Annotated in this window: 21 protein-coding genes and 1 pseudogene; 12 read left to right on the top strand and 10 right to left on the bottom strand. The window is 70.9% G+C overall.

Going from position 1 to position 26,734, the window contains the following annotated elements:
• Positions 1-459 carry an SRPBCC family protein gene (locus H7I87_RS14260; RefSeq protein WP_009979886.1) on the top strand — a complete coding sequence of 153 codons (459 nt, stop codon included), beginning with the start codon at positions 1-3 and terminating at the stop codon, positions 457-459.
• A 15-nt stretch (positions 460-474) separates the two neighbouring features.
• Here the strand turns inward: H7I87_RS14260 and H7I87_RS14255 are convergent, their stop codons facing one another.
• Both H7I87_RS14255 and H7I87_RS14250 read right to left on the bottom strand, forming a co-directional pair.
• Positions 475-1,221: a methyltransferase domain-containing protein gene (locus tag H7I87_RS14255; RefSeq protein ID WP_009979883.1), complete on the bottom strand. Its 747-nt coding sequence runs from the start codon at positions 1,219-1,221 to the stop codon at positions 475-477.
• Between the two features lie 125 nt (positions 1,222-1,346).
• Positions 1,347-1,859, bottom strand: a pseudogene (locus H7I87_RS14250) (adenylate/guanylate cyclase domain-containing protein); the annotation flags it as partial.
• Between the two features lie 90 nt (positions 1,860-1,949).
• Between H7I87_RS14250 and H7I87_RS14245 the strand changes: the two are divergent.
• From H7I87_RS14245 to H7I87_RS14230, 4 genes are all read left to right on the top strand, one after another.
• Complete coding sequence (locus tag H7I87_RS14245; RefSeq protein WP_224111699.1) at positions 1,950-2,846, top strand: oxygenase MpaB family protein; 897 nt, start codon at positions 1,950-1,952, stop codon at positions 2,844-2,846.
• Positions 2,847-2,997: 151 nt separating this feature from the next.
• On the top strand, positions 2,998-3,762 hold the full coding sequence (locus H7I87_RS14240) for an SDR family oxidoreductase (protein ID WP_033712277.1): 765 nt from the start codon (positions 2,998-3,000) through the stop codon (positions 3,760-3,762).
• A 129-nt stretch (positions 3,763-3,891) separates the two neighbouring features.
• Positions 3,892-4,980, top strand: a complete 1,089-nt coding sequence (locus H7I87_RS14235) for an acyl-CoA synthetase family protein (protein ID WP_033727418.1) — start codon at positions 3,892-3,894, stop codon at positions 4,978-4,980.
• A gap of 35 nt (positions 4,981-5,015) precedes the next feature.
• Complete coding sequence (locus H7I87_RS14230) at positions 5,016-6,389, top strand: aldehyde dehydrogenase family protein (protein WP_062886723.1); 1,374 nt, start codon at positions 5,016-5,018, stop codon at positions 6,387-6,389.
• 15 nt (positions 6,390-6,404) lie between these two features.
• Here the strand turns inward: H7I87_RS14230 and H7I87_RS14225 are convergent, their stop codons facing one another.
• Entirely contained in the window at positions 6,405-7,148 is a 744-nt protein-coding gene (locus H7I87_RS14225; RefSeq protein ID WP_016705838.1) for a cutinase family protein, read from the bottom strand.
• Between the two features lie 256 nt (positions 7,149-7,404).
• Between H7I87_RS14225 and H7I87_RS14220 the strand changes: the two genes are divergently transcribed.
• On the top strand, positions 7,405-8,307 hold the full coding sequence (locus tag H7I87_RS14220; RefSeq protein WP_031347616.1) for an SDR family NAD(P)-dependent oxidoreductase: 903 nt from the start codon (positions 7,405-7,407) through the stop codon (positions 8,305-8,307).
• Complete coding sequence (locus H7I87_RS14215; protein WP_023860837.1) at positions 8,297-9,862, top strand: AMP-binding protein; 1,566 nt, start codon at positions 8,297-8,299, stop codon at positions 9,860-9,862. The genes H7I87_RS14220 and H7I87_RS14215 overlap by 11 nt, the downstream gene beginning before the upstream one ends.
• Before the next feature lie 6 nt (positions 9,863-9,868).
• Here H7I87_RS14215 and H7I87_RS14210 read toward each other — a convergent pair whose 3' ends face one another.
• The 3 genes from H7I87_RS14210 to H7I87_RS14200 all read right to left on the bottom strand — a co-directional run bounded on the left by H7I87_RS14210 (position 9,869) and on the right by H7I87_RS14200 (position 15,781).
• Positions 9,869-14,713 carry a cation-translocating P-type ATPase gene (locus H7I87_RS14210; protein ID WP_023860836.1) on the bottom strand — a complete coding sequence of 1,615 codons (4,845 nt, stop codon included), beginning with the start codon at positions 14,711-14,713 and terminating at the stop codon, positions 9,869-9,871.
• Between the two features lie 431 nt (positions 14,714-15,144).
• The gene (locus H7I87_RS14205; RefSeq protein ID WP_029245110.1) at positions 15,145-15,366 is read right to left on the bottom strand and encodes a hypothetical protein; all 222 of its coding nucleotides are present in this window, start codon (positions 15,364-15,366) and stop codon (positions 15,145-15,147) included.
• 43 nt (positions 15,367-15,409) lie between these two features.
• Positions 15,410-15,781 (bottom strand): nuclear transport factor 2 family protein, encoded by a 372-nt coding sequence (locus tag H7I87_RS14200; RefSeq protein ID WP_031343569.1) that lies wholly within the window; start codon positions 15,779-15,781, stop codon positions 15,410-15,412.
• Positions 15,782-15,867: 86 nt separating this feature from the next.
• On the opposite strand from H7I87_RS14200, the gene H7I87_RS14195 reads away from it, so the two are divergent.
• Entirely contained in the window at positions 15,868-16,362 is a 495-nt protein-coding gene (locus H7I87_RS14195; protein WP_009979864.1) for an SRPBCC family protein, read from the top strand.
• 67 nt (positions 16,363-16,429) lie between these two features.
• The gene (locus tag H7I87_RS14190) at positions 16,430-17,590 is read left to right on the top strand and encodes an NDMA-dependent alcohol dehydrogenase (RefSeq protein ID WP_023860834.1); all 1,161 of its coding nucleotides are present in this window, start codon (positions 16,430-16,432) and stop codon (positions 17,588-17,590) included.
• 8 nt (positions 17,591-17,598) lie between these two features.
• Here the strand turns inward: H7I87_RS14190 and H7I87_RS14185 are convergent, their stop codons facing one another.
• Genes H7I87_RS14185 through H7I87_RS14170 form a run of 4 tightly spaced genes read right to left on the bottom strand, consistent with a single transcriptional unit; the run spans position 17,599 to position 22,378 of the window.
• A complete protein-coding gene (locus H7I87_RS14185) occupies positions 17,599-18,381 on the bottom strand; it encodes an SDR family NAD(P)-dependent oxidoreductase (RefSeq protein WP_010949992.1) in 783 nt (260 codons plus the stop codon).
• Entirely contained in the window at positions 18,374-19,990 is a 1,617-nt protein-coding gene (locus tag H7I87_RS14180; protein WP_019733566.1) for an AMP-binding protein, read from the bottom strand. The genes H7I87_RS14185 and H7I87_RS14180 overlap by 8 nt, the downstream gene beginning before the upstream one ends.
• A 1-nt stretch (position 19,991) precedes the next feature.
• Complete coding sequence (locus H7I87_RS14175) at positions 19,992-20,741, bottom strand: GntR family transcriptional regulator (protein WP_023860833.1); 750 nt, start codon at positions 20,739-20,741, stop codon at positions 19,992-19,994.
• A complete protein-coding gene (locus tag H7I87_RS14170; RefSeq protein WP_031343566.1) occupies positions 20,741-22,378 on the bottom strand; it encodes a Vgb family protein in 1,638 nt (545 codons plus the stop codon). Before H7I87_RS14170 ends, H7I87_RS14175 begins: the two co-directional genes overlap by 1 nt.
• Before the next feature lie 219 nt (positions 22,379-22,597).
• Here H7I87_RS14170 and H7I87_RS14165 point away from each other — a divergent pair, with 219 nt between their 5' ends.
• The 3 genes from H7I87_RS14165 to H7I87_RS14155 are packed head-to-tail and all read left to right on the top strand — an operon-like array spanning position 22,598 to position 26,699.
• Positions 22,598-23,443: an SDR family NAD(P)-dependent oxidoreductase gene (locus H7I87_RS14165; RefSeq protein ID WP_023864852.1), complete on the top strand. Its 846-nt coding sequence runs from the start codon at positions 22,598-22,600 to the stop codon at positions 23,441-23,443.
• A complete protein-coding gene (locus tag H7I87_RS14160; protein WP_031343565.1) occupies positions 23,443-24,843 on the top strand; it encodes an aromatic ring-hydroxylating oxygenase subunit alpha in 1,401 nt (466 codons plus the stop codon). The genes H7I87_RS14165 and H7I87_RS14160 overlap by 1 nt, the downstream gene beginning before the upstream one ends.
• The gene (locus tag H7I87_RS14155) at positions 24,840-26,699 is read left to right on the top strand and encodes a flavin-containing monooxygenase (protein WP_023860830.1); all 1,860 of its coding nucleotides are present in this window, start codon (positions 24,840-24,842) and stop codon (positions 26,697-26,699) included. The genes H7I87_RS14160 and H7I87_RS14155 overlap by 4 nt, the downstream gene beginning before the upstream one ends.
• The last annotated feature ends 35 nt before the right edge of the window (positions 26,700-26,734 follow it).

Raw genomic sequence — 26,734 nt, 5'->3', positions numbered from 1 at the left:
ATGTCCGACACGGAAGCCGAACGCATCGTCAGCGCCACCCGGGTGATCGCGGCCAACGCCGCCCGCATCTTCGAGCTGATCGCCGACCCGGCCCGCCAGCCCGGCTGGGACGGCAACGACAACCTGGCCTCGGCCGCGCCCGGGCAGCGCGTCCATCGGGTGGGCGACGTGTTCAAGATGACGCTGACCAACGGCGCGGTGCGCGAGAACCACGTCACCGAATTCGTCGAGGGCAGCGTAATCGCTTGGTGCCCAGCCGAGCCCGGCAAGCAGCCGCCCGGTCACCTGTGGCGCTGGGAGCTGAGCCCGGTCAACGCCGAACTGACCACGGTGACCCACACCTACGACTGGACGGCGCTGACCGATCCCACCCGGTTGCAGCGGGCCCGGGCCACGACGCCGGAGATGCTGCGCGAGTCGATGGACCGGCTTGCCACGCTGGCGCAATCGGGCGACTGAACGGCGCCCGGGGGCTCAGCCCAGCTTGGCGCGCACCCACTGGAAGGTGCCGAAGTTCTTGACCCGAACGCTGGCGAATCCGTTCTCCTCCAAGATGTCACCGATCTCGTCGTCGTCGAACGCATGCGCCCCCACATTGGGCAACAGCCGCCAATAGCGGGCCAGGCGGCCGGCGGTCGGGACCATGACGGCCAGCCTGCCGCCCGGTCGCAGCACCCGCGCGATCTCGACGAGCGCGGCCTGTGGTTTGGGGACCAGCTGCAGCACCGCGGTCGAGACCGCCGCGTCGACGGTGTTGTCGCGCAACGGAAGTCGCTGCGCGTCGGCCTTGATGAAGCCGACCTGCGGCCCGGCCTCGTTGCGCACGGCGCGGGCGAGCATCGGCTCGGAGATGTCGATGCCCAGCGCCAGCCCGTCGGGTCCGGCGGCCCGCGCCAGTGACGCCGTCACGTTGCCCGGGCCCGATCCGACGTCCAGCGCGACACCGCCCCGGGGGATCTGCAGCCACTCCAGCGGCAGCTGCCAGGCGCTGATCCAGCGGCGAGACAACGCCTGGGCGTTGTCGTAGAGCAGCGACCCGATCGGCGACGCCCAGGCCGCCTGGATCGGGCCGGTGTTCCTCGGCACGCCCGCGTCCTCGTCGGCCGCGCCGCCGAGCAGATCGAGATAGCCCTTGCTCACGTCGGGGTCGGCCGGCGGATCGATGAGAAGGTCCAGTGCCCGTCGCAGCGCGGGAGGCAGCGAGGTGTGCACATCGGTCATGCCTAACTCCTTCGAGGACTCCATCGCGGAAAAGCCAAGCGGGAACGCCGGAATCGACCAGAAAAACCGGAAAGCCGCCGACCCGGCGCATCCCCCGTTGGCAGCCTACGCCGAGTCGCGGGTGTTCACCGCTCGGCGGCGGCGTGCTCGCGCAGCAGGCGGTAGAGCCGCCACTGTCCCGGCACGCCCTTGAGCGCGGTCTCGCCGCGGTCGCCGAACCGGTGCCGCGAGCCGGTGACGATGTCGCGCAGCGTGGACGACACCAGCACCTCACCCGGGCCCGCGAGCGCGGCCACCCGCGCGCCGATGTGCACGGCCATGCCCGCGATGTCGTCCTTGCGGGCGCCGCGCACCTCGACCTCGCCGGCGTGGATGCCGACGCGCACCTCGATGCCCAGCGCGGCGACCGCGTCCACGAGGGCGTCGGCGCACGAGATGGCCGCGCTCGGGCTGCTGAAGGTGGCGACGAATCCGTCGCCGGCGGTGTTGACCTCCCGCCCGCCGAAGCGCTGCAGTTCGTGGCGCACGATCCTGTCGTGGTTGTCCAGCAGGTCGCGCCAGCGGTAGTCGCCGAGCGCGGCGGCGCGTTCGGTGGAGCCGACGATGTCGGTGAACACGATGGTGGTGAGCAGCCGCTCGTTAGGTTTTGCCGTATCGGCCGAGGAGGTTGGGTGACTGCGCAGCGGGCGGCATGGGATTTCGACAACGGCGTGCGCGAGGCGGTGCCGATGCCCACCGACGGGCCGGACTGGTCGGCCCGCGACGCCGCCGACGCGCCGCGGCTGGGACCCGATTCGTTGATCTGGAAGTTCTACGGCGACAACCGGACCCAGCTGTTCGGATTCCAGCGCACCGCCGGCGTGGAGAACTGCATCGAGCAGCTCGCCCAGGGCGTGCTGGACCACTCGGTGATCTTCAGCGACACGCTCGGCCGGGCCAAGCGGACCGCGCCTCCGCTGATGAACACCGTCTACTCCGACGATCCCCAGGAATGGGGCCGCAAGGTCCGCGACTTCCACAAGACCATCAAGGGCACCATCAGCGACGGGTCCAGGTATCACGCGCTGAACCCGGAGCTGTTCTACTGGGCGCACGCCAGCTTCGTCGACCAGGTCATCTACAACACCGACACCTTCATCCGCCGGCTGACCCGGGCCGAGAAGGAGCAGATCTTCAACGAGGGCAAGGTCTGGTACAGCCTCTACGGCGTCAGCGACCGCGGGCAACCGCAGACCTACGACGACTTCCTGGCCTACTGGGACGAGATGCTCGACCGGTTCGTGCCGCACAAGACCGTGCTGTACGGCACCGGCTACCTCCGCAAGGGCATACCGGGTCCGCGCTGGATGCCGCGGCCCGTCTGGAAAATCGTTTCGGCGCCGCTGAACGCCTATGCCCGCCTGGTGGTGGTCGGAACCCTGCCGCCGCAGATGCGCGAGGTGTGCCAGCTGCGCTGGGATGCCAAGAAGGAGAAGCGGTTTCAGCGTTTCGCCGCGCTGATGCGGGCGCTCAATCCGCTGATCAACCGGCTGCCGGTGCGGGTGCTCTACACGCCGTGGGCGGCGCAGGCGTGGAGCCGGGCCGGCGTCGACCCGCGCCGGCTGCACAACCGCGCCGCCGCCTGAGACCGGGCCGCGAGGGCGTGCGGCCCGCGGACACTATCGGAGCGGCCGCCGTGCGGGCAGGATTCGTGGTTAGCCCGCTTCGCATTGGGGCATCCGCAACGTCGGTCGAGTAGGGGTCGAACCGGCGCACTCAGAGCGAAGGAGAACCGCGATGCAGATGACGGGGAACACCGTGTTGGTCACCGGCGGCGGCACCGGAATCGGCCGCGGCCTGGCCGAAGCGTTCCACCGGCTGGGCAACCGGGTGATCATCGCCGCCCGGCGCGGCGAGCAACTGCGGGCGGTCGCCGAGGCGAACCCGGGCATCCAGACCCTGTCGCTCGATCTGGGGGATCCCGCGGACATCCGGCGATTCGCCACCGAGGTCACCGACCACTACCCGGACCTCAACGTGGTGGTCAACAACGCCGGCATGCAACGGGTGGAGGACCTCATCAGCGGCAATGCCGGTCTGGCCGAGCAGACCGTGGCGGTGAACCTGCTGGGCCCGATCCGGCTCATCGCGACGCTGTTGCCGGCGCTGCTGCGCCGACCGCACGCCGCGATCCTCAACGTCACCTCCGGGCTGGCGTTCATGCCCAGCGCGCTGACCCCGACCTACTGCGCCAGCAAGGCGGCGCTGCACTCTTACACCCAATCGCTGCGCTTCCAGCTGCGCGCCACCCCGGTTCAGGTGATCGAGATCATCCCGCCCCAGGTGCAGACCGCGCTGCAGGGCGAGCGCGGATTCGACCCCCGGGCGATGCCGCTGGACGAGTACATCACCGAGACCATGACGCTGCTGCAGACCCAACCCCAGGCCGACGAGATCGTCGTGGAGCGGGTCAAGGCCTTCCGCTTCGCCGAGCGGGACGGCACCTTCGACGACATCTACCCCGGTTTCAACGAGGCGATGACGGCCGCATCCGGCCGCTAGGCAACGCGGCGCCGCGTTGAACATCGCGTGCACACCAATGAAAATCCTTGTGAAATAACACAATACAGCGCCTGCGCCGGCGGCGGGGATCCTTGGCGGACGGCCCGCCGATGGGACAGGATCGACGGCATGACCGGGATCGACTTCTCGTTGTTGGACGTGCCGCGAGCCGCACCGGTCGACGACCCCGAGGCCTATCTGCGCGCCGTGATCGCCTGGCACTTCGGGGCGGACACCGGTTCGCCGTTCTGGCTGCGGACCGCCCGGACGCTGAGCTTCGACCCGTTGACCGACGTGCACACGTTCGACGACTTGCGCAGGTTTCCGAACCTGGTCAACGAACTGCGCAACGTCGCGGTGGGCGATCTCATCCCGCGCGGCTATCCGGCCCAGGACCGCCCGCTGATCTTCGAATCCGGCGGCACCACCGGCGCACCGAAACGCACCGTGCAGATGCCGGATTGGGTCGCCCAGGTCGTCGACTGGCAGACCGAGGACTTCGCGGCCGGCGGGTTTCGCCGCGGCGAAGGCTTCCTGTGCATGATGCCGAGCGGCCCGCACGGTGTCGGCTACTTCTCCCGGCTGGTGGCCCAGCGGCTCGGCGCGGTGTTCCACGCCGTCGACATCGACCCGCGCTGGGTGAAGAAGCTGGCCGCCCGCGACGCCGCCGCGGACGTGGCCGGCTATGTCGAGCACGTCGTCGAGCAGGCCGTGTTCGTGCTGCAGACCCAGGACGTGGCGAACCTGCACACCACCGGTCCGCTGCTGGCGGCGATGGCCCGCGACGACCGGGTGGTCGAGCTGGTCGACGCCAAGATCGGCTACCTGTTGCTCAGCGGCGCGCACGTCGACGCCGACACCCTCGACCTGCTGCGCGGCATCTTCCCGCGGACCACGATCACCATGGCCTTCGGCAGCACCATGGTGCTCTCGCAGGCGGTCACCCGCACCGACGGCGACACGTTCGTGTTCGACCCCCGCACCCCCTACGTCGTCTTCTGGGTGGTTGACCCCGACACCGGCGAACGGGTGCGCTACGGGCAGCCCGGCCAGGTGGTGATGCACCACCTCAGCAGGACCATGTTCATCCCGAACAACCTGGAGCGCGACCTGGCCGTCCGCAGGCCCGGCCCGGCGGGTGAGCTCAGCGACTCGCTCAGCGAGGTGCGGCCGGTGCAAAGCTTCGAGGGTGAGACCGTCATCGAGGGCGTGTACTGAGCGTGACGGGTGAAAACACTTGCAGCGCAGTCGATCTGCTGTATCTTGATGCGCTCGGACCCGACGGCGACTACCGGACCCGCAACACCGAAACCGTCACCACCACCGCCGGGGTGGCCGTCGCGCGACTGAGTCTCGTTCCGCCGCTGTATGTTTCGCGCACGCTCGGTGCGCAACGCAAGGCCGCGCCGCTGCCGCCCGCCGACCGGCGGGCGGCGCTGTCGCGGGCCGCCGAGGTGTTCACCGACGGGGTGATCGCCGGACTCGATTTCGAGGCGTACGCCGGTTTGGCCGCCCGGATTTCGGGGCTGCCCGTGGCGATCACCCGCGCCGCGGCGCGCGGCGTGGCCGACGGCCTGGCCCGCGCGTTCGACGCGGTGGCCTCGGCGCGGCCGGCTGGGGCGGTGCCGGACTGGCGCGAGCCGCGCGTCCGTGCGGGCGGCGCGCTGTGGGTGCGGCGCGGCGAGGTGTTCGCCGTGCATGCCGCCGGAAACGGGCCCGGGGTGCACGGGCTGTGGCCGCAGGCGCTGGCGCTGGGCTACCGGCTGGCGGTGCGCCCCTCGCGGCGCGAGCCGCTGACCGGGCACCGGCTGGTGACGGCGTTGCGGCAGGCGGGATTTCGCCCGCAAGACGCCGTTTACCTGCCCACCGACCACGCCGGGGCCGATGAGATCATCGCCTCGGCCGACCTGGCCATGGTGTACGGCGGGCAACGCGTGGTAGACAAGTACGCCGCCGATCCGGCGGTGATCGTGAACGGCCCCGGCCGCAGCAAGATCGCCATCACCGCCGAGCAGGACTGGCGGGAGTGCCTCGACGTCGTCGTCGACTCGGTCGCCCGCCACGGCGGGATGGCGTGCGTCAACGCCACCGCGGTGCTCTACGAGGGTGATCCGGCGCCGCTGGCCGCGGCCGTCGCGGAGCGGCTCGCCGCGATCGAGCCGCTGCCCGCCGACGACGAGCGGGCGATGCTGCCGACCCTGCCGCTGCCGCGGGCGCGCACCCTGGCGAACTACCTGGCGGCCAAGGCCGCCGGGGCGACGCCGCTGCTGGGGGCCGACCAGGTGGTCGCCGACCTCGGCGACGGGCAGGCCGCGCTGCGCCCGGCCGTGCACGTGCTGACCGAGCCCGACCCGGAACTGCTCAACCTCGAGCTGCCCTTCCCGTGCGTGTGGGTGACGGGCTGGTCGCGCGAGGGCGGGCGGGCCGCGGCGCTCGCGCCGCTGCGGCGCTCACTGGTGGTCACCGCGATCACCGGCGACGACACGCTGATCGACGCCCTGATCGCCGAGCCGACCATCGGCAGCGTCTACCGCGGGCGCCCGACGTGGTCGACCGCCCCGGGCCTCCCGCACGACGGATATCTGGCCGACGCGCTGATGCGCACCAAGGGGTTCATCGGGGACTAGCGGCCCGCGGTGCGCTCACTCCCCGAAATTGCCGTGCCCGGAGGCGACCGACGCCGCGCCGGGACCGCCGAGGCCGAGGTGGCTGGAGGCGAAGGAGACGCCCTTGTCGATCATGGCCCCGTCGTCGGCGTAGGTGTCGTGGGCGGCGAAGTTCATGCCGTCCGAGCACACCGGGTCCTCGGTGGCGCACACCTTGAGGGTCTTGTCCTGGAAGAGCGGACCGATGACCACGGGCGGTTCGCCGAGGAAGTTCATCGCGCGCACGTTGGGCATGCCGAACAGCACGACCGAGGAGACGTGGTTGGCGACGTCCGGGGTGAGGGGTTTGGGCACGGTGGCCGGGTCGATGCCGTCGGGCACGGCCGGCGAGGTGACGAAGCCCATCACGGCCGCGCCCTGCGAGTAGCCGCCGAGCACCATCTTGGTGTTGGGGCAGTCGTGGGCCATCGAGACGACGTGTGCGCCGGCGTCCCGGATGCCGTCGATGCCTGTGTCCCACTGATCGGTGGCCGGGTAGTTGACCGGGTAGACGTCGAAGGAGCGGCCCCCCACGCGTTGGTGCAGGGCGTCTACGAAGGCCTGTCCGGTGGGGCCGACGCCGGGGGCTTCACCGGTGCCCCGCGCGAAGACCACTTGCACGTCCGGACATTGGGCCGCAGCGGTGGGGATGACCGAACCGGACACCGCCGACGCGGCCACACCCGAGGCTGCCATAACTAGTGCTGAACCGAGAGAACGAATGACATGGCGTGCCAACATGTCGCCATTGTGCCCAGCCGACACGCCGCTTAAACCCAGGAAACGCTGAAATTACCGTGTTCTCATAAATGCGCCGCCGCCCGGGCGGGCGGCTGAGATCGGTTGCGCGCGGCGCGCATCCGGCGGATGTGCCCATCCCCGGGCGCGGGTGCGCCGCACCGGCATTCGGCGAACATCCGGGCCGGGGCACGACGGCCGGCCGGGATGTGGTCTGCTACTTGTGGTTCAGGCGGCTCGAACGAATGCGGCGGCGAAGGTGAACGCAATAGCGCAGGCCCTCGACAAGGTCCTCAACACGGTGGCCGACCGGGTGGCCAACCCGGCGCGGGTGTCGGACCCGGACCGGTTGCGCGGCGCCGTCGGCGGCAGGACGGTCCTGGTGACCGGCGCCTCCTACGGCATCGGCGAGGCAACCGCGCGCCGCCTGGCCGCCGCCGGCGCGACGGTGCTGGTGGTCGCCCGCTCCGAGGAGCGGCTCGGCGAGCTGACGGTGGCGATCAACGCCGGCGGCGGGCGGGCGGTCGCCTACCCGACCGACCTCACCGACGAATCCGCGGTCAGCGCCCTGACCAAACAGATCACCGAGGAACACGGTCCGCTCGACGTCGTGGTGAGCAACGCCGGCAAGTCGCTGCGCCGCTCGCTGCATCACCAGTACGACCGGCCGCACGACTTCCAGCGCACCATCGACGTCAACTACCTGGGGCCGGTCCGGTTGCTGCTCGGGCTGTTGCCGGCCATGCGCGACAACGGCCGCGGGCACGTCGTGAACGTGTCCAGCGTCGGGGTGCGGGTGGTGCCGGGTCCGCAGTGGGGCGCCTACCAGGCGTCCAAGGGAGCCTTCGACCGGTGGCTGCGCAGCGTGGCCCCCGAATTGCACGCCGACGGCGTGCACGTCAGCACGGTCTACTTCGCGTTGGTCCGGACCCGGATGATCGCGCCCACACCGGTTTTGGGCCGGCTGCCCGGGTTGTCGCCGGACCAGGCGGCCGACGTCATCGCCAAGGCCGTCATCGAGCGGCCGCGCACCCTCGAGCCGCCCTGGGTGCTGCCGGCCGAGCTGGCCTCGGTGCTGCTGGCCGGCCCGGCGGACCGCGCCGCACGGCTGTGGCATCGCCGGTTCTTCACCGACGCCGAGGAGGCCGGCCGTGAGCGCTGAACGGGTGGCGCCCACCGCCGCCCGGGCGCTGGTGCGCTCCGGTCTGCTCAACCCGCCCTCGCCGCGGGCGGTTCTGCGGCTGCTTCGCGAGGCGAGCCGCGGCGGCACCAACCCCTACACCCTGTTGGCGGTCACCGCGGCCCGCTGGCCGGGCCGCACCGCGATCATCGACGACGACGGCGCGCTGTCCTACCGCGAGCTGCAGGGCGCCACCGAATCGCTGGCGCGGCGGTTGACCCGCGACGGCGTCGCGCCCGGCCGGGCGGTGGGGGTCATGTGCCGCAACGGACGCGGTTTTGTCACAGCGGTTTTCGCGGTTGCCCTGCTCGGCGCCGACGTCGTCCCGATCAGCACCGAGTTCCGCAGTGACGCGCTGGCGGCCGCGCTGCGCGCCCACCACATCTCGACGGTGGTGGCCGACAACGAATTCGCCGAGCGGATCGCGGCCGCCGACGACGCCGTCGCCGTCATCGACCCGGCCACCGCCGGCGCCGAGGAGAGCGGCGGGCGACCGGCCGTCGCCGCGCCCGGCCGCATCGTGCTGCTGACCTCGGGGACCACCGGGAAACCCAAGGGGGTGCCGCGCGCCCCGCAGCTGCGCTCCGCGGTGGGGGTGTGGGTGACCATCCTGGACCGCACCCGGCTGCGCACCGGATCGCGAATCTCGGTGGCAATGCCGATGTTTCACGGGTTGGGCCTGGGCATGCTGATGCTCACCATCGCCCTGGGCGGCACGGTGCTGACCCATCGCCATTTCGACGCCGAAGCCGCGCTGGCCCAGGCCTCGCTGCACCGGGCCGACGCCTTCACCGCGGTTCCGGTGGTGCTGGCCCGCATCCTCGAGCTGCCGCCGCGGGTGCGGGCGCGAAATCCGTTGCCGCAGTTGCGGGTCGTGATGTCCAGCGGCGACCGACTCGATCCCACGCTGGGACAGCGGTTCATGGACACCTACGGCGACATCCTCTACAACGGCTACGGCTCCACCGAGGTGGGCATCGGGGCGCTGGCGACACCGGCGGACCTGCGCGACGCCCCGGAAACCGTCGGGAAACCCGTCGCCGGCTGCCCGGTGCGGATCCTGGACCGCAACAACCGGCCGGTCGGCCCGCGGGTGACCGGGCGCATCTTCGTCGGCGGCGAGCTGGCCGGCACCCGCTACACCGACGGCGGCGGGAAGACCGTCGTCGACGGCATGACCAGCACCGGCGACATGGGCTACCTGGACAACGCCGGCCGACTGTTCATCGTCGGCCGGGAGGACGACATGATCATCTCCGGCGGGGAGAACGTCTACCCGCGCGCGGTGGAGAACGCGCTCGCCGCGCACCCCGCCGTCGCCGACAACGCGGTGATCGGCGTTCCCGACGAGCGGTTCGGCCACCGCCTGGCGGCGTTCGTGGTGCTGCACCCCGGCAGCGGCGTCGACGCGGCGCAGCTGCGCGACTACCTCAAGGACCGGGTCTCGCGGTTCGAGCAGCCACGCGACATCAACATCGTGGCGAGCATTCCGCGCAACCCGACCGGCAAGGTGCTGCGCAAGGAACTGCCCGGTTAGGAACCGTTAGGCGTCCTGCTGGCCGGGCTCGAGGGCGGCGACCTGTTTGGCCAGCCAGTTGGGGGCCAGCGCCGAGATCGCGGTGGCGCCCGCGGTGGAACCCAGCACCCCGGTCCAGGCGACCGGCCCCAACGGCGTGCAGCCGAAGAACTGGCTGAGCACCGGGGTCTGCACGATGCCGACCAACACCCCCGCGCTGCCCAGCGCGGTCGCCACCACCAGCGGGCTGTGCCGGCGGGTCAGCAGCGTCTGCGCCAGCTGGGTGGTCACCAGCGCGGTCAAACCCATTGTCGCCGTGCGGCGTTCGGTGCCCGGGGTCCACCGGCCGATGGCCCAGGCCGCGGTCGCCCCGGCCGCGGTGACCGCGCCGCGGGTGACGATCTGGCGCATCAGCGGGGCGTCCAGCGAGGGGGTGGGTCCGGTCAGCACCGCGCGGCGGTGCTCGCGCCGGGCGGCCTCGGCGTCCGCGGCGGAGGGGTACTCGGCTTCGTCGGGTTCGACGTACTGCGAGGTGACCGCGACCGCCAGCGCGGGGAACATGTCGGTGAGCAGGTTGACCAGCAGCAGCTGCCGGGTGCCCACCGGGGCCCGGCCGGCGCCGAAGGCGGTCCCGATGATGGTGAACAGCACCTCGCCCACGTTGCCGCCGACCAGGATCGTGACGGCGTCGCGCACCCCGGCCCACATGCTGCGGCCCTCGACCAGGGCGTCCAGCAGCACGCTCAGGTCCTGGTCGGTCAGCACGATATCGGCCGCGCCGCGGGCGGCCGACGAACCGCGCCCGCTCACCCCGATGCCGACGTCGGCCATCCGGATCGCCGCGGCGTCGTTGGCGCCGTCGCCGACCATCGCGGTCACCCGTCCGCAGCGCTGCAGGGCGGCCACGATCTGCACCTTCTGCTCCGGGCTGACCCGGGCGAACACCTGCACGTCGGCGACCAGCTTGGCGCACGCGTCCTCGTCCAGGCCGGCCAGCTCGGCGCCGGTGACCACCCGGGCGTCGGCCGGCAGGCCCAGCTGGCGGGCGATCGCCCGCGCGGTGATCGGGTGGTCGCCGGTGATCAGCACGACGTCGCGCTCGGCGTCCAGCAGCGCCTCGATCAGCGGGCGCGCCGACGCGCGGGCGGTGTCGGCCAGACCGACGTAGCCGAGCAGTTCCAGGTTGTGCGCGGCGGCGTCCACCGCGTCGGCGTCGGTGTCGTCGTCGTCGGTGTCGTGCTTCCAGCCCCGCTGCGCCACCGCCAGCACCCGCAAGCCCTGTTCGGCCAGGCCCCGCACCACCGCCTCGGCCCGCTGCTGGTCGGCCTCCGGGTCGGCGAACCGGCAGCGCGGCAGGATCACCTCGGGCGCCCCCTTGAGGATGAGCACCGGTGTGTCCGAGGGGTTCCCGTTGGCGTTGCCGACGGTGCCGATCGCGGCGGCGAAGCCGCGGCTGGACTCGAACGGCACCTCGGCGATCATCGACCAGTCCGAATCCCGTTGCCCGTTCAGCGAACTCGCGGCGGTCAGGATCGCCTCGTCGGTGGCGTGTGCATGCCCCTGCCCCTCCTGCGGCCGGGCGGACGCCCGCGCGGCGGCCCGCACCAGCTCCGCCGACTGCGGGGCGGTCAGCTCCGGGAACGGGTCGTGCGGGTTGACGTCGTCGGGCACCGCGCACACCACCCGCAGCCGGTTCTCGGTGAGCGTGCCGGTCTTGTCGAAACAGATGGTGTCGACGCGGCCCAGCGCCTCGATGGTGCGGGGCGCGCGGACCAGGGCGCCGCGGGCGGTCAGCCGCTGCGCGGCCGACAGCTGGGACAGGGTGGCCACCAGCGGCAGCCCCTCGGGGACGGCGGCCACCGCGATCGCCACGCCGTCGGCCACCGCCTGGCGCAGCGACGCGCGGCGCAGCAGCGCCAGCGTCGACACCGCGGCACCGCCGGCCAGCGTCAGCGGCAGCACCTTGCTGGTGAGCTCGCGCAGCCGGGCCTGCACCCCGGCCGCGGTTTCCACGTCGGCGACGGCCGAGATGGCGCGGTGCGCGGCCGTCCCCACGCCGGTGGCCACCACGATCGCCCGGGCGTGCCCGGCCACGATGGTGCTGCCCTCGAACAGCATGCTGGCGCGGTCGGGGTCGTTGACGGCGACGGGCTCCACCTGCTTGTCCACCGGCAGCGACTCCCCGGTCAGCAGCGACTCGTCGACCTCGAGGTCTTCGGCCTCCAGCAGCCGGGCGTCGGCGGGCACCACTTCCGGTGCGGCCAGGTCGATGACGTCGCCGGGCCGCAGCGACTTGGCGGACACCGTCGCGGTGCGGGTGGCGTGCCGGGCGGCCTCCAGCCGGCGGCGGGTGGTCGCCACCGCCGGCACCACCACCCGGCGCACCATCTGGTCCTGCTCGGCGAACAGCTCGGCGGCCGCCGACTCGGCCCGAAGCCGTTGCGCCCCACCGGTTATCGCGTTGACGGTCATAACGCCGGCGACCAGCAGCGCGTCGATGTTGCTGCCGACGATCGCCGAGGCCGCCGCGCCGACGGCCAGGATGGGGGTCAGCGGATCGGCCAGCTCGGTGCGGGTGGCCGACGCCAGCCGCAACACGTTCTGCAGCGGCGCCCGCAGCGGCGCCAGGGCCGGGCTGTAGGACAGGTCGTCGAGGCGGCGCCGCCACGACGGCTCGGTCTCCACGGCCAGCGGCCGCGCGCCGCCGGCCAGCCGGGAGTAGACGATCTCGGGATCCAGCGCGTGCCAGGCGGTCAGCGGTTGCGGAGTGGGATCGGGCAGCCGCAGCACCCGGGTGGCCGAGAAGGTTCCCGCCACCAGCGCGGTGGCCGCCGCGGCGTTGACCGGGTTGAGCCAGCGCCGGAAGCTCACCGGGCTGGCGCCCTTCTCCTGCTCACCGGTGACCAGCAGCAGCCCGGCCAGCGTGGTGCCGCCCTGGGCCAGGTGCACCGCCGACTCGCTGGCCGAGCGGGCCACCGGGATCGCCGACAGGATCCGCACCGCGTCGGCCAGGTCGGTGCCGGTGATGATGTCGGCGGTCCAGGCCGTCGCGGCGCGCGGATCATCAAGGGCCACACCGACATCCGCGATGGCCAGGGCGGCCAGGGTGTCGGTCGACGCGAAGTCGCGGTGCAGCGCGGTGATCAGCAGCACCGGCCCCCGGTCGGCGCGCAGCTCGCGGACCACGTTCAGCAGCGGGGTGCCGGGCGGATGCGTGGCGCCGACGCTGGCGGTGAGGTCCTCGGTGCCGGCGACGTGGCGCAGCACCACCCGGGCGCCGGTGCGGTGCGCGGTCTGGAACAGCGGAATCGCGTACGGGTCGACCTCCCAGCCCACGTCGACGCGGCCGACGCGGTCGCCGTCGACGATCAGGTCGGCGCTTTCCAGGCCCTGCGCGGGCATGGCCGAAGGTCCTTGGGACGGCACCCATCTCAGCCGGGCGCCGGTCGCGGGCAACTCGTCGGGGTCGGGCTCGGGGGCCTCCTCGCCGTGCAGCAGCGCGTCGGCGACCTCGTAGACCCGGTCGTCGTCCCAGCCGGGCGCCTCGCCGCGGACCCGCAGCACGGCGCGGTGGTCGCCGCGCAGCGCCGCGCCGTCGATGACCACCACCTTGACCCGGTCCAGGCGGCGCAGCGCGCCGGGGTCGAGCACCAGCTGCCCGGAGTTGGCCAGCCCGCGACCCAGCACCGCGGCGAACGCCTGGCGACCCATGTGCGCGGCTCGCGGCACCCCGGCCTCGATGGCCGCCGCCGCGTCCTCGGTGCCGCCGCCGGCCACCAGCGCGCTCACCGCGGCGATCAACGAGCCGTTGGCCGCGGAGTCGACGTAGCTTTCCACCGGCCCCGCCATCGAGCCCTTCGCCTTGTCCATCGCGGCGTCGATGGTCCCGCCGACCACGACGTGCGACGCCTCACCGGCGGCCGCGGCCGCCCAGCTGTGCCGGGGCACCTCGGACTTGGCCGACGAGATGACCGGCACCACCGGGGCCTGCGGCCGGTCCGGCGAGGCCAGCTGCGGCTCGCGGTCCCGCCACACCCGGCGGTGTGCCGCCGCCTCGGAAATCTGCAGGGTGCGCTGGGTCAGGTCGAGCAGCGGGGTGCCGAACGACTGGGTGAGGCCGTGCGCGGCGGCAGTCGTCGCGGCGAGCGCGATGTCGGTGCCCACCCGGCCCAGCCGCGCCTCCAGGATGGACACCATGCGCGGTTGGTGGTTGATCAGCGCGGCCGCGGCCCGGGTGGTTTGCGGCGCGGCGGGCAGCCGGGTCACCCAGCCGGTGACCGCCGCACCCATGGCCACCAGATCCAGCGCCGCCGCGGTGAGCGGCACCAGGATCGCCAGCGGGTTGCCCGGGTCGGCGAACGGCGCCGACGGCGGGGCCGCCTCCGCCTTGGACCAGCTGATGTCCGCGGCGACGGAGGCCACGGTCGAGCGCACCTCGTCCAGCACGGCGGCGTCGTCGGCGTCGTCGGCGTCGTCGGCGAGTTCGACCACCAGCCGGCCCAGCGAGCCCTCGACGTGCGCCTTGGCCACCCCCGGGATCCTGCGCACCGGCTCCTCGACGGCCGGCGCGTACTCGTGCCAGCGGGGGAAGGGCAGCAGCGGGTCCAGGTCCAGGTGCACGCGCCGCCCGCTGTGCCAGCGCACCGGCGGCACGATCGCGGGCGCGCCGTCGGCCGAGCCGTCCAACCCGATGGCCCGGCCGGTGGTCTGCGCCATCGACTGGATCACCGGGCCGGCGAGCTCGGCCACCGGGCTGGCCAACGTCTGCAGGGCACCGGCGGCTCCCGCCGCGGTGGATACGCCGGCCCGCACCACCTGTGCGGCCCCACCAGCCACCCCAGCGACGACGCTGGAAACGCCGGGAATCTTCACTCGTCACCCTTCAATTACGTCTCCGCGGTCAATGATCCTGACCTGTGCAGGAGCTGTCCACACGTGGGTCGGGAAGGTGAACCGTGCGACGACGCCCCTGGCGACGCAGGTCGGGCTTTCCCGGCAAGCAGCTTCTTGGAGAAAGCGAGGAAAACCAATGAGGTGCAATCACGTCCTTGGACAGAGGTTACCGGGTTGACGACAACTCAAACGCGCCGAACGAAGCGGCCTCCCGGTAGCGCCGGGCCGGCGGGCCGGGCGCTTCGGACGCCATCCGGCGGCCGGGCAGCGGCCAAGGGGCGCAAGCTTTTTCGCCGCTTTGTGCACCGGGGAGAATTGCGCGTCGAAGTCCGGGGAAACAGGAATGCGCGGTAGCCGTCGACCGGCTACCGGCGCGCTATTCGGGTCGAAGGACCCGCAAGAATTGGCGGCTACAAAACCCGGTGGTTCGCCCTTCCCACGTGATATCCGGTGGGGAAGGATTTCTCGATGACCTGCAGCTGATGGTCCACCCGGGACTCGAGTTCGAGCACCACGCAGTCGTTGAGTGTCTTGGATTCCAGAACTATGTAGCGTTGGCCGCAATCCGTAATCGGATCACCAGAGTGCAAATTTTCGACGGGGACCAATTCCGGGTTTCCGTGTGCCTCCACCCACCACACGTTAGGTCAATTCGGTGGGGGAGGGAATAGCGTGTCAGCGCCCCTGTTTGAAGAACACGCTGATACGAGAGATCAGCCCGTCGCCGCCCCGCTCGAACAAGATGCACTCCGGCCACCGCCGGGTGGCGCCGTCGATGTCGAACGCCTCGGTCAATTCGACGTAGCAGCGCCCGGCGTCCACGTGTGACACCCGCTGCACCTCGAGCCGGTGGCCGGGCAGCTCGGTGAGGACCCTGCGCAGGTAGTCCAGGTATTCGGCCTTGCCCTCGATGACGTCGCGGAACGGGCCCTCCCGGGTCAGCCCGTCGTCGGCGATGGTGTCGGCCAGGCCGTCCCAGTCGTGCGCGGCCAGGCACTGCAGGTAGCGCTCGACCACGCCGGTCCCGGCCGGATCGGGGGACTCCACGGACCTCACAGTAGGCCAGCCGAATAGGAAAAAATACTGCGGCAAAGCCGCGCGCGGGGCCGGCCGCGGCGGGAAACAATGGAGCGATGAGCCAACCGGACGCACCGCCGATGAGCTGGTGGGTGGTGGGCTCCGAGCACACGCTGAGCCAGCAGGTGCCGGCCCCGCCGGCGGCGGTCCGCGACTTCTACGTCGATTTGGACAACCTCAGGCTGGTCCACCCGCTGATCGTCGCGGTCCAGACGCTCTTTCGTGGGCAGACCCCGGACGGCTACCTGCACCGCTACCGGGTGACGGACCGGATCCCCTTGGGGCCCTTGGCCTTACGCATCAACTATCGGGCCCAGCTGCTGGTGCGCGCGGACGGGGTGGTGCTGACCGAGGCCGACCAGTCGCCGGGGGTGCGCCTGCGCGGCACGGTCAGCTTCGCGCCGACGGCCGCCGGCACCCGCATCACCGAACGGATCCGGATCGCGGCGCCGCGACCACTGGCCCCGATGACCGTCCGGCAAGCCGTCAAGGCGCACACGGCGATGCTGGCCGGGATCCGGAGCCACTTCGCGAATCCGGTTGAGCGGTAGCGCAAGATGGATTCGTGCCACGCCCCGGCGTGGCCCGGGGGACGCCACCAGAGAGCAAGGAGCCGCAATGAAGTGTCGTGCCGCCGTGATCCGCGGGGTCGGCCGGGACTGGGAGATCGCCGAGATCGAGCTCGACCCGCCGCGCAGCGGTGAGGTGCTGGTGCGGATGGCCATCGCCGGGATCTGCCACTCCGACGACCATCTGTTCACCGGTGACGTGGTGCCGACGCCCGAGGTGGTCGCCGCGAGCGGTCAGCCCGCGCCGGACTGGTTCCCGCTGCTCGGCGGTCACGAGGGCGCCGGTGTCGTCGCGGAAGTCGGGCCCAACGTGACGTCGGTGCGCCCGGGCGACCACGTGGCGCTGTCGTTCATCCCGGCGTGCGGCAGCTGCCGGTTCTGCGTGAACGGCCAGAGCTACATCTGCGACGTCGGCGCCAGCCTGTTCGTGCGCGAGATGCCCACCGACGGGACCTGCCGCCGCCATCTCGGTGCGGAAAACCTGTTGGCCTACGGGCAACTCGGCACCTTCGCCGAGTACGCGGTGCTCTCGGAACGGTCCGTCATCAAGATCGACGAGGCGATTCCGTTCCATGCCGCCTCCCTGGTGTCGTGCGGGGTCAGCACCGGATGGGGCTCGGCGACGGTGTCGGCGGGCACCGAACCGGGCGACACCGTGGTGGTGATCGGCGCCGGCGGTGTCGGGATGAACGCGCTGCAGGGCGCCCGCGCGGTGGGCGCGAAGTACGTCGTCGCGGTGGATCCCGTTGCAGCCAAACGGGATTCGGCCAAGATCTTCGGCGCCACGCACACCGCCGCGTCCGCGCGGGACGCCATACCGCTGGTCAGGGAGATCACCGCCGGCCTGATGGCCGACCGGGTGGTGGTCTGTCCCGGCGTGGTGCACGTGGACGTGATCCCGTTGGCGCTGGCGCTGCTGCGCAAGGGCGGGGTCTGCGTGCTGACCGGCATCACCCCGTTCACCGAGCCCCCGGTTCCGCTGGTGCTGCAGGAGATGACGCTGTCGGCCAAACAACTGCGGGGCGCCCTCTACGGCGGGATGAATCCGCGCACCAGCGTGCCGATGCTGTTGTCCCTATATCAGGCGGGCGATTTGAAACTCGACGAGTTGGTCACCCGCCACTACCGGCTCGACGAGATCAACGAGGCATTCGCCGACCTGCGCGAGGGCCGCAACATCCGCGGCGTCATCGACTTCGCCGGCCGGTAGCCGCTAACTCACGGCGCGATCCACTCCGAGGTCAGCGCGTACTCCGACAGATACTTCGTCGAACTCCATCCGCCGTCGACGACGATCGTCTGGCCGTTGATGAAACTTCCGCCCGGCGAGCACAGGAACGCGACGGTGGCGGCGATGTCGTCGACGCTGCCCAACCGTTGGTGCGGTGTCATCTCCGTGTTGATCTTGCGAAAGCGCGGGTCCTGCAACCGCTTTTCCACCATCGGGGTGACCGTCACCCCCGGCGCGACGGCATTGCAGCGGATGCCGGAGGCGCCGTATTGGCAGGCGATGTGGGTGGTCAGCGCGGTCAGCCCGCCCTTGGCCGCGGAGTAGGCGCCGCCGCGCAGGCCGCCGACGACGGCGAACGTCGATGTCACGTTGATGATCGCCGATCCGGGCGGCAGGTGGGGCAGCACCTCGCGCGCGAGCCGAAACGGTGCCCGCAGCATCAAATTCAGGAAGTAGTCCAGGGTGTCGTCGTCGGTTTCGTGCAGCGGTTTGGGGCTGCCCACGCCGGCGTTGTTGATCAGGAAGTCGATGTGGCCCCACCGCTGCAGGGCGCGGTCCACGATGCGCCGCGGCGCGTCGTCGTCGGTCAGGTCGACCGCGACGGTGGCGACCCGGTCGGGGTCGCCGATCGCGGTTTCCAACTCGGCCAACCGCTTTGGGTCGCGGCCGGTGCCGAGCACCGCCATGCCCGTCCCGGCCAGCCTGGTCGCGCAGCCCAACCCGATGCCGCTGCTTGCGCCCGTGACGATCGCGACCTGCATGTCAGCCATCCTTACTCAGCGCCGCGCGGATCCGATGCTTGAGCACCTTGCCGGCGTCGTTCTTCGGCAGGGCATCCCAAAGCACCACCTGTTCGGGCGCCTTGAACTTGGCCACCCCCTTGCTCACCAGCAGCGCCAGCAGGCTGGCCACGTCCGGGCTCGCCCCGGGGGTGGGAACGATGACCGCGCACGCCCGCTCGCCGGTGCGCTCGTCGGGCAGCCCGACGACCGCGATCTCGGCGATGCCGGGATGGTCGGCCAGCAGGTCCTCCACCTCCTTGGCGGAGATGTTCTCGCCGCTGCGGATGATGACGTCCTTGGCGCGGCCGGTCACGACCAGGTACCGGTCGGCGGAATCGGCTAACGCCCAGCGGCCCAGGTCGCCGGTGCGGAAAAACCCTGCGGCGTCGAAGGACTCGGCGTCGTCCTCCGGGTGGCGGTAGCCGCGCAGCATCTGCGGGCCGCGCACGCAGATCTCGCCGTCACCGGTGGGCGCCGCCGGGTGCGCGACGAGCTTGATCTCGGCGACGCCGGGCCGGCCGTCGGTGTCGGCGGCGTAGTCGGCCTCCTGCGGCCGGGGCGCCCCGACGGTGGCCACCGGCACCTCGGTGCAGCCGTACACCCGGGTGACGACCGCGCGGTCGAAATAGGCCGCGGCCCGGCGGATCAGTGACGGCGACACCGAGGCGCCGCCGCAGATGAACACCTTCAGGTCGGGCAGGCGGGTGCCGGCGTTCGCGGCGGCCGAGAGCAGCTGCTGTAAAAACGGTGTGGCCCCGGCCATGTGGGTGCAGCGATGCGCGGTCATCAACGCCACCGCCCGCGCCGGGTCCCACCGGTCCATCAGCACCGCCGTGGTGCCCAGCAGCAGCGGGCATTCAAACGCGTAGATCGAGCCGCCGATATGGGCGAGCGGCGACGGCACCAGGAATGTGTCGCCGGGATCGATCGCCCAGTGGTCACGTATCTGGCAGATCAGCGCATGTATCGAATTATGGCTGTGCAGAACACCTTTCGGGCGGCTGGTGGTGCCGGAGGTATAGAGGATCATCCGCACCGCATCGGGATCCAGGGCCGGAAGACCCCCGGGCGGTCCGCCCAGCATGCAGCGGTACGGGGTGTGCCGACCGGTTCGTCCCGTTGCGGGGCCGCGCAGCACCACCACCTGCGGCGCCGCGCTCATCGCGGCCGTCACGCGGTCCAGCATCGCCGGGTAGTCGTGGCCGCCGTACCGGTGCGGGACGAAAACCATTGCAGCGCCGGCATCCTCGAGGATGAAACGCAGGTCGTGGTCGCGCAGTGACGGCAGGATCGGGTTCACCACCATGCCGGCCAGTGTCGCGGCCAGGTAGATGACCGCGGCCTCGTGCCAGTTCGGCAGCATGAACGACACCACGCTGCCGGCCGGGATACGGGCCAGCAGGGCGGCGGCCAGCTCGCCGGCCTGGGCGTACAGGGTGGCGCAGTTCAGCCGAACCTCATTGTCCACCAACGCTATCCGCTCCGGCGTACGTTGCGCCGCAGCGCGCGCCGCGTCGGCCAGCGTGCTGCGCACCCACCAGCCGCGCCGGTAGGCCAGCGATGTTTGCGCGGTGTCCGGGGCGGCGCGGGCGGTCATCTCAACCGGCCTGACCGGTGACGCGGCGCATCGTCATCGCGTACCGGAAGTTCGGGGACAGGTGGGTGTTGATCGTCACCTGGGCCACCTCGCCGTCGGAGGTGGTGTAGGTGCGCCGCATCTGCAGCGCGGCCGTCCCCGCCTCGGCGCCCAGACCGTCGGCGAGTTCCGGCGACAGCAGCACCGCGGCGATCTCCTGGTGCAGCTGGGCGACGCTCACACCGAACAGGTCCTCGATCAACGGAAAGATCGGCCCGGCATGCCGTTGCAGCAGCCGGCCGACCGCGGCGAAGCTGCGGTTGATGTAGTACTCGGTGCGGCAGATCGGCACCGAGGCGCCGTCGGCCTGCCGGTAGCCGCGCACCGACAGCCACTGGGTGCCGGCCTCGAGCCCGGTCCGGGCGGCCAGCTCGTCGTCGATCGTCACCATCGCGTTGGATTCGATGGTCAGCTGCGCGCCGGCCGCGAACGCGAGCAGGTCGTCGATCGACATCGCGTCCTGGGCATAGGAACTCGACGCTGGGCGGGGAACCACCCGGGTGCCCGCCCGCGGCCGGGACGCGACCAGGTTGTCCTCGCGCAGCCGGCGCAGGGCTTCGCGGATGGTGTAGCGGCTCACCGCGAAGCGTTCGCACAGTTGGTGTTCGGTCGGCAACTGCGACCCCACCGGATAGACCCCGTCGACGATCTCCTTGCGCAGCGCTCGCGCGATCTGCAGATAGCGGTGGTCGCCGGAGATGGTCTGCGGCATCAGTGGCCGTCCCGGGTCGGCCGCACCGCCAGCACGCTGCCCTCGCCGTCGGCCGAGACGTACAGCGTCCCGTCGGCCGCGGCGGTGATCCCGGCGAACGGGCCCTGCGGCCCGGAGAACGGCGGCATGCCCTTGAGCGGCTTGGGGTTCACCCCCGGCGGGGGACCGACCGGCAGGCCGGACGCGATGGTTCGCCGCGTCTTGTCGGCCGGATCGAACGCGATCAGCTCCTTGGCGCCGGCGTCGACCACGTAGAGCACACCTCCGTGCAGCAGAATGCCTTGCGGGCGTCGCAGATCGGCGATCACGGTGTCGACCTTCGAGCCGTCCACCCGGACCACCCGCCCGGCTCCGGCCTCGGCCACCAGAGCCGCCCCGTCGCTGCCGATCGCGACACCGACCGGCTCGCGCAGCCCGGCCGCCAGCACCTCGACGGCACCCGAGCGCTGCAGCGACAGCACCCGGCCGGTGCCCAGCTCGGCGACCACCACGCCGGCCGGCCCCGGGGCGATGCCGTAGAGCTGGTCGAAACCGTCTGCCAGCACCTCGCTTTCGCTGGCCTGGGGCCGGTAACGGCTGATCTGCCCGCCGGACGTGGTGACGACGAACTCGTCCGGTCCGCTCGCCGCGACGCCGCGCAGGAACCCGGGATAGCCGGGGCTGAACAGCATCCCCACGGTGTGCAGGCCGCCGTCGGGCAGTGCGGCGTAGAAGTAGGTGCCGTCGGCGACGTAGAGCCGCCCGTCGTGGCCGACCGCGAGGTCCAGCGGCCAGTTGAGTCCACCGGGCAGTACGGATCGCGTGGTGCCGTCCGGTGATATCTCGGTGATCTCGCCGGTGAAGTTGGAGACGAACAGCCGGTCGCCGACGAAGGTGCAGTTGTCCAGGCCGGGGTTCAGCTGGGCGAGCACCCGCTGCTCGCCGCTGCGCGGATCGATGCGCAGCACCTGCCCGCTGGCCACCTGCGTCGAGACGATGTGGCCGCGCGCGTCGAACTTCACCGAGTCGGGCACACCGAGACCCGTTGCGACGCACTGCGGTTCGCCGCCGTCGGGGTCGACGCGCCAGATCTCGTTGGCGCCCATCGCCGGGAAGTACAGCAGCCCGTCCGGGCCGACCTCCATCGCGTTGGGTGAGGGCACGTTGTCCAGCAGCACCCGGGGCGGCCCGCCGGCCAGGTCGAATTCCAGCAGCCGGCCGCCCTCCCGGCACTCGCCGATGAACAACCGGCCCCGATGGAAGGTGATGCCGTTGGCCGACGGCACGTCGTCGCGCAGCACCCGCGTCCGGCCGCCGGTGTCGCGCACGCTGACCCGCCCGTCCATCACCTCGGTCGCATACAGGTTGCCGGCGGCGTCGAACGCCACGTCGTCGGGCGCCACGATGTCGCCGCCCTTGGGGCTGGCGGTCTCCAGTTCCCCGGTGTGGTGATCCAGCGCGCTGATCTGGCTCCCGGTCACCTGGGCGATGTAGATCCGGCCGTCGGGACCGGTGCGCAGACCGTTGGCGCCGAACAGCCGGCTGGGCGCGGTGACCCGGTGGAGCCGCCAACCCGGCGCGACGTCGATGGCGGGCACCGGCGAACCGGGCGTCGCGTACCGCGAGGGCTGCGTGGAGATGGCCCGTGAAATGGACATGCGTGCCGGGATCCTTCCGTCCGCCGTTGGGCTGGACGCTATCAACTCGGTGTAGTCCAGACAATAGCGGCCACTGCACCGTAGGCGGGCCTTGACAGCCGCCTTCGCCGATCGGAATAGTGTTCTCCAAGGGACAGAATGCGATATTTTGTCCGGACAAAAATCGGGTGAACCCCGCCGCGGCCGGCCCGCCGGTGTCCGGGCAGCAGAAAGCAGGTCATGGACGATCTCCTCAGGCTCGAGGGCCGCGTGGTGGTGGTGTCCGGCGCCGGTGGCGGCGGCATCGGCACCACCGTCACGGCCATGGCCGCCCGGGCCGGGGCCACCGTGATCGCGGTGAGCCGGTCGAAGGAGAACCTCGACGAGCACATCGCCCCGCTGGCCGCCCGGGGGCTGGCCGTCCTGCCCGTCGCCGCCGATGCCTCCACCGACGAGGGCATCGCCGCCGTGATCGACCAGGCGCGCCGGGCGGACGGGCAGCTGTACGGACTGGTCAACGTCGCCGGCGGTGCGGAACCGTCGACCTGGATGCCGTCGACCCGGGTGTCGCGCACCGACTGGCGCAAGATCTTCGCCGATAACCTCGAAACGGCGTTCTTCATGAGCCAGGCCGTCGCAGCCGAGCTCCTCGCACGGCGACTGCCCGGGTCGATCGTGTCGATCTCCTCGATCAGCGGCATGAACACCGCGCCGTTCCACATCGCCTACGGGACAGCCAAATCCGCCATCGCGGCGATGACCCGCACCATGGCGCTGGAGCTGGCGCAGTCCGCGATCCGGGTGAACGCCGTGGCGCCCGGCGTCACCGAGACGGCCGCTTCCCGCACCTACGTCGCCGACGACCCGGATCGGGATCGACGGGCGATCGCGATGGGCCGCCGCGGCCGGCCCGAGGAGCAGGCCGGCGCCATCCTGTTTCTGCTCTCCGAGCTGTCGAGCTACGTCACCGGCCAGACGCTGCTCGTCGACGGCGGGCTGGACCTGCGGTGGAGTCACCTCGGCGCCGACAACACGTCGCTGTTCCTGCATGACGAATCCTTCCGCGCAGCGATCAGGAGGATGTGATGACCGACGTTGCCAAGGACGCGAATTCCGCGGTGGCAGAAGACCTCTCCACGCCGATGACGATCGGGGTGGAGGCGTACATCAGCGAGGACTATGCCCGCGCCGAGCGCGACAAGCTGTGGCGCAAGGTCTGGCAGCAGGTCGGCCGCGTCGAGGAACTGCCCGAGGTGGGCAGCTATCTGACCTACGACATTCTGGACGACTCGATCATCGTGGTGCGCACCGGCGCGAACGAGTTTCGCGCCCACCACAACGTGTGCATGCACCGCGGCCGGCGGCTGATCGACACCCCCGAGGGCGCCAAGAACGCGCTCGGACGCACCCGCAAGTCGTTCGTCTGCGGCTTTCACGGCTGGACCTACGGCCTGGACGGCGCCTGCACACACATTCGCGAGCAACAGGATTGGCGGCAGGCCCTCACGCCCGACAACACCCATCTGCGGCCCGTGAGGGTCGACACCTGGGGCGGCTGGCTGTGGATCAACATGGACCCCGACTGCGAGCCGCTGGCCGACTACCTGTTCCCCGCCGCGAAGATTCTCGAGCCGTTCGGGCTGGAGAAAATGCGCTACAAGTGGCGCAAGTGGCTCTACTTCGACTGCAACTGGAAGGTCGCGCTGGAGGCGTTCAACGAGACCTACCACGTCTACACCACCCATCCCGAGTTCAACAAGTTCGGCGAGTTCAAGGGTTGGGCGAAAGCCCAAGGCAGGCATAGCAACATCGGCTACGACGCGCCCGAGGACATGGAGGCCACCAAGTCCAAGATCCGGCTGGGCATCGGCGCCGACCCGCGGGTGTCGACCGCCGAGATGCAGGTGTACACCATGGAGGAGACCAACGCCACCACCACCCAGACCCTGGTGAACGCCGCCAAGCGGCTGGTCGACGAGTTGCCCGAGGGCACCCCGGCCGACAAGGTCCTCGAGCACTGGCTGGCGTCGGCCCGCCGCGACGACGAGGCGCGCGGCGTGATCTGGCCGACCATCCCGCCCGACATCCTCGGGCAGGCCGGCACCGCGTGGCAGATCTTCCCCAACTTCCAGATCGGGCAGGGCCTGACCAGCGCGCTGTGCTACGGAGCGCGGCCGCACCCCAGCTACAACCCCGACAAGTGCATCTTCGAGGTCTCGGTGTTCGAGCTGTACCCCAAAGGCGAAGAGCCACAAACGGAATGGGAATACACCCCGGTCGGTGACCCGCGATGGCGTTCCGTGCTGCCGCAGGACTTCTCCAACATGGCCGCCGTGCAGCAGGGCATGAAGTCACTCGGCTTCCCGGGCACCAAGCCCAACCCCTACCGGGAGCGCAGCACGGTCAACCTGCACTACCAATTGTCGCGGTACATGGGTACCGGTGCGCCCCGGGAACTCTCAGACAAGGAGCACCCACTGGCATGACCCCCGACGTGGACACGCAGCAGGAGGGTTGCGGGCCGACCCAGACGCCCGACGACATCGACATCGACGCGCTGCGGCAGAAATACGCCCACGAGCGCGAAAAACGGCTGCGCAAAGAGGGTTCCAAGCAGTACATCGAATTGGAGGACGACTTCAGCGGCTACTACGAGGTCGACCCGTACACGCCGGTGACGCCGCGCGAGCCCATCCGCGAGGACATCGACGTCGCCGTCCTCGGCGGCGGGTTCGCGGGCCTGCTGTCGGCGGCGAACCTGAAGAAGGCGGGCGTCGACGACGTGCGCATCATCGAACTCGGCGGCGACTTCGGCGGCGTCTGGTACTGGAACCGGTACCCGGGAATCCAGTGCGACAACGAATCTTACTGTTACATACCGCTTCTGGAAGAGCTCGACTTCATGCCGTCGAAGAAGTTCGCCGACGGCGCCGAGATCTACCAGCACTGCCGCAACATCGGCAAGCACTTCGGCCTGTACGACTCGGCGATCTTTTCCACCCAGGTGCACGACCTGCGCTGGGACGAGCAGATCAAGCGCTGGCGGGTCAGCACCAACCGCGGCGACGACATCCGCGCCCGGTTCGTGGTGCTGGCGTCGGGCCCGTTCCACCGGCCGAAGCTGCCCGGCATCCCCGGCATCAAAACCTTCGGCGGGTACAGCTTCCACTCGTCGCGGTGGGACTACGACTACACCGGGGGCGACTCGGGCGGGAACCTGCACAAACTGGCCGACAAGCGCGTCGGCGTCGTCGGCACCGGCGCCACGGGTATCCAGATCGTGCCGTTCCTGGCGCGCTATGCCCAGCACCTCTACGTGTTTCAGCGCACCCCCTCCACCGTCGACGCGCGCAACAACACCCCCACCGACCCGGAATGGGTCAAGACGCTGCGACCCGGCTGGCAACGGGAGCGGCAACGCAACTTCCACGCCTGGACATTCGAGGGCATGGCGCCGGGACAGCCGGACCTGGTGTGCGACTTCTGGACCGAGCTGGGGCGCAACACCGCGGCCCGGGTGCTCGCCCTGGACGACCCCGCATCCCTGACGCCCGAGCAGTTCATGGCGATCCGGGAGGAGGAGGACTACAAGATCATGGAGCGGCTGCGCCGCCGCATCGACACGCTGATCGACGACCCGGCGACCGCCGAAGCGCTCAAGCCCTACTACCGATTCCTGTGTAAGCGGCCCTGCTCCAACGACGACTACCTGCCCAGCTTCAACCGCCCGAACGTGACCCTGGTCGACGTGTCGGCGAGCAAGGGCGTCGAGCGGGCCACCGAAAAGGGTTTGGTGGCAAACGGTGTCGAGTACGAGCTGGACTGCATCATCTACGCCAGCGGCTTCGAGATCACCACCGAGATCAGCCGGCGCTACTCGATCGAGACGATCGCCGGACGCGACGGGCTATCGCTGTTCGACTACTGGCGCGACGGCTACAAGACGCTGCACGGGATGACCAGCCGCGGGTTTCCGAACCAGTTCTACACCGGCTTCACCCAGGTCGGTATCTCGGCCAACATCGCCGCCAACTACGAACTCCAGGGCGAGCACATCGCCTACATCATCGCCGAGGCGCTGAAACGCGGGGCGGCCACGGTGGAGCCCAGCGACGAGGCGCAGCAACAGTGGTGCACCACGATCCGCGAAACCGGCGTCGACAACTCGGCTTTCGACGCGCAGTGCACGCCCGGCTATTACAACAACGAAGGCGGCGGCGGGGGCGAGGGCATCCGGTCTCACCTGGGTGAACCGTACGGTCCCGGCTTCTACGCCTTCGAGGACCTGCTGCGGGCCTGGCGCGACAAGGGTGATCTCGAAGGGCTGGTGCTCGGCAGTTGAGCGAAACCCTCGCGCCCCCACTGCGATTCGACGAC

Source organism: Mycobacterium timonense (assembly GCF_025821985.1).
GTDB lineage: Bacteria > Actinomycetota > Actinomycetes > Mycobacteriales > Mycobacteriaceae > Mycobacterium > Mycobacterium avium.
The sequence above is the reverse complement of the archived record's forward strand: the minus strand, read 5'-3'. Positions and strand labels throughout refer to the sequence as shown.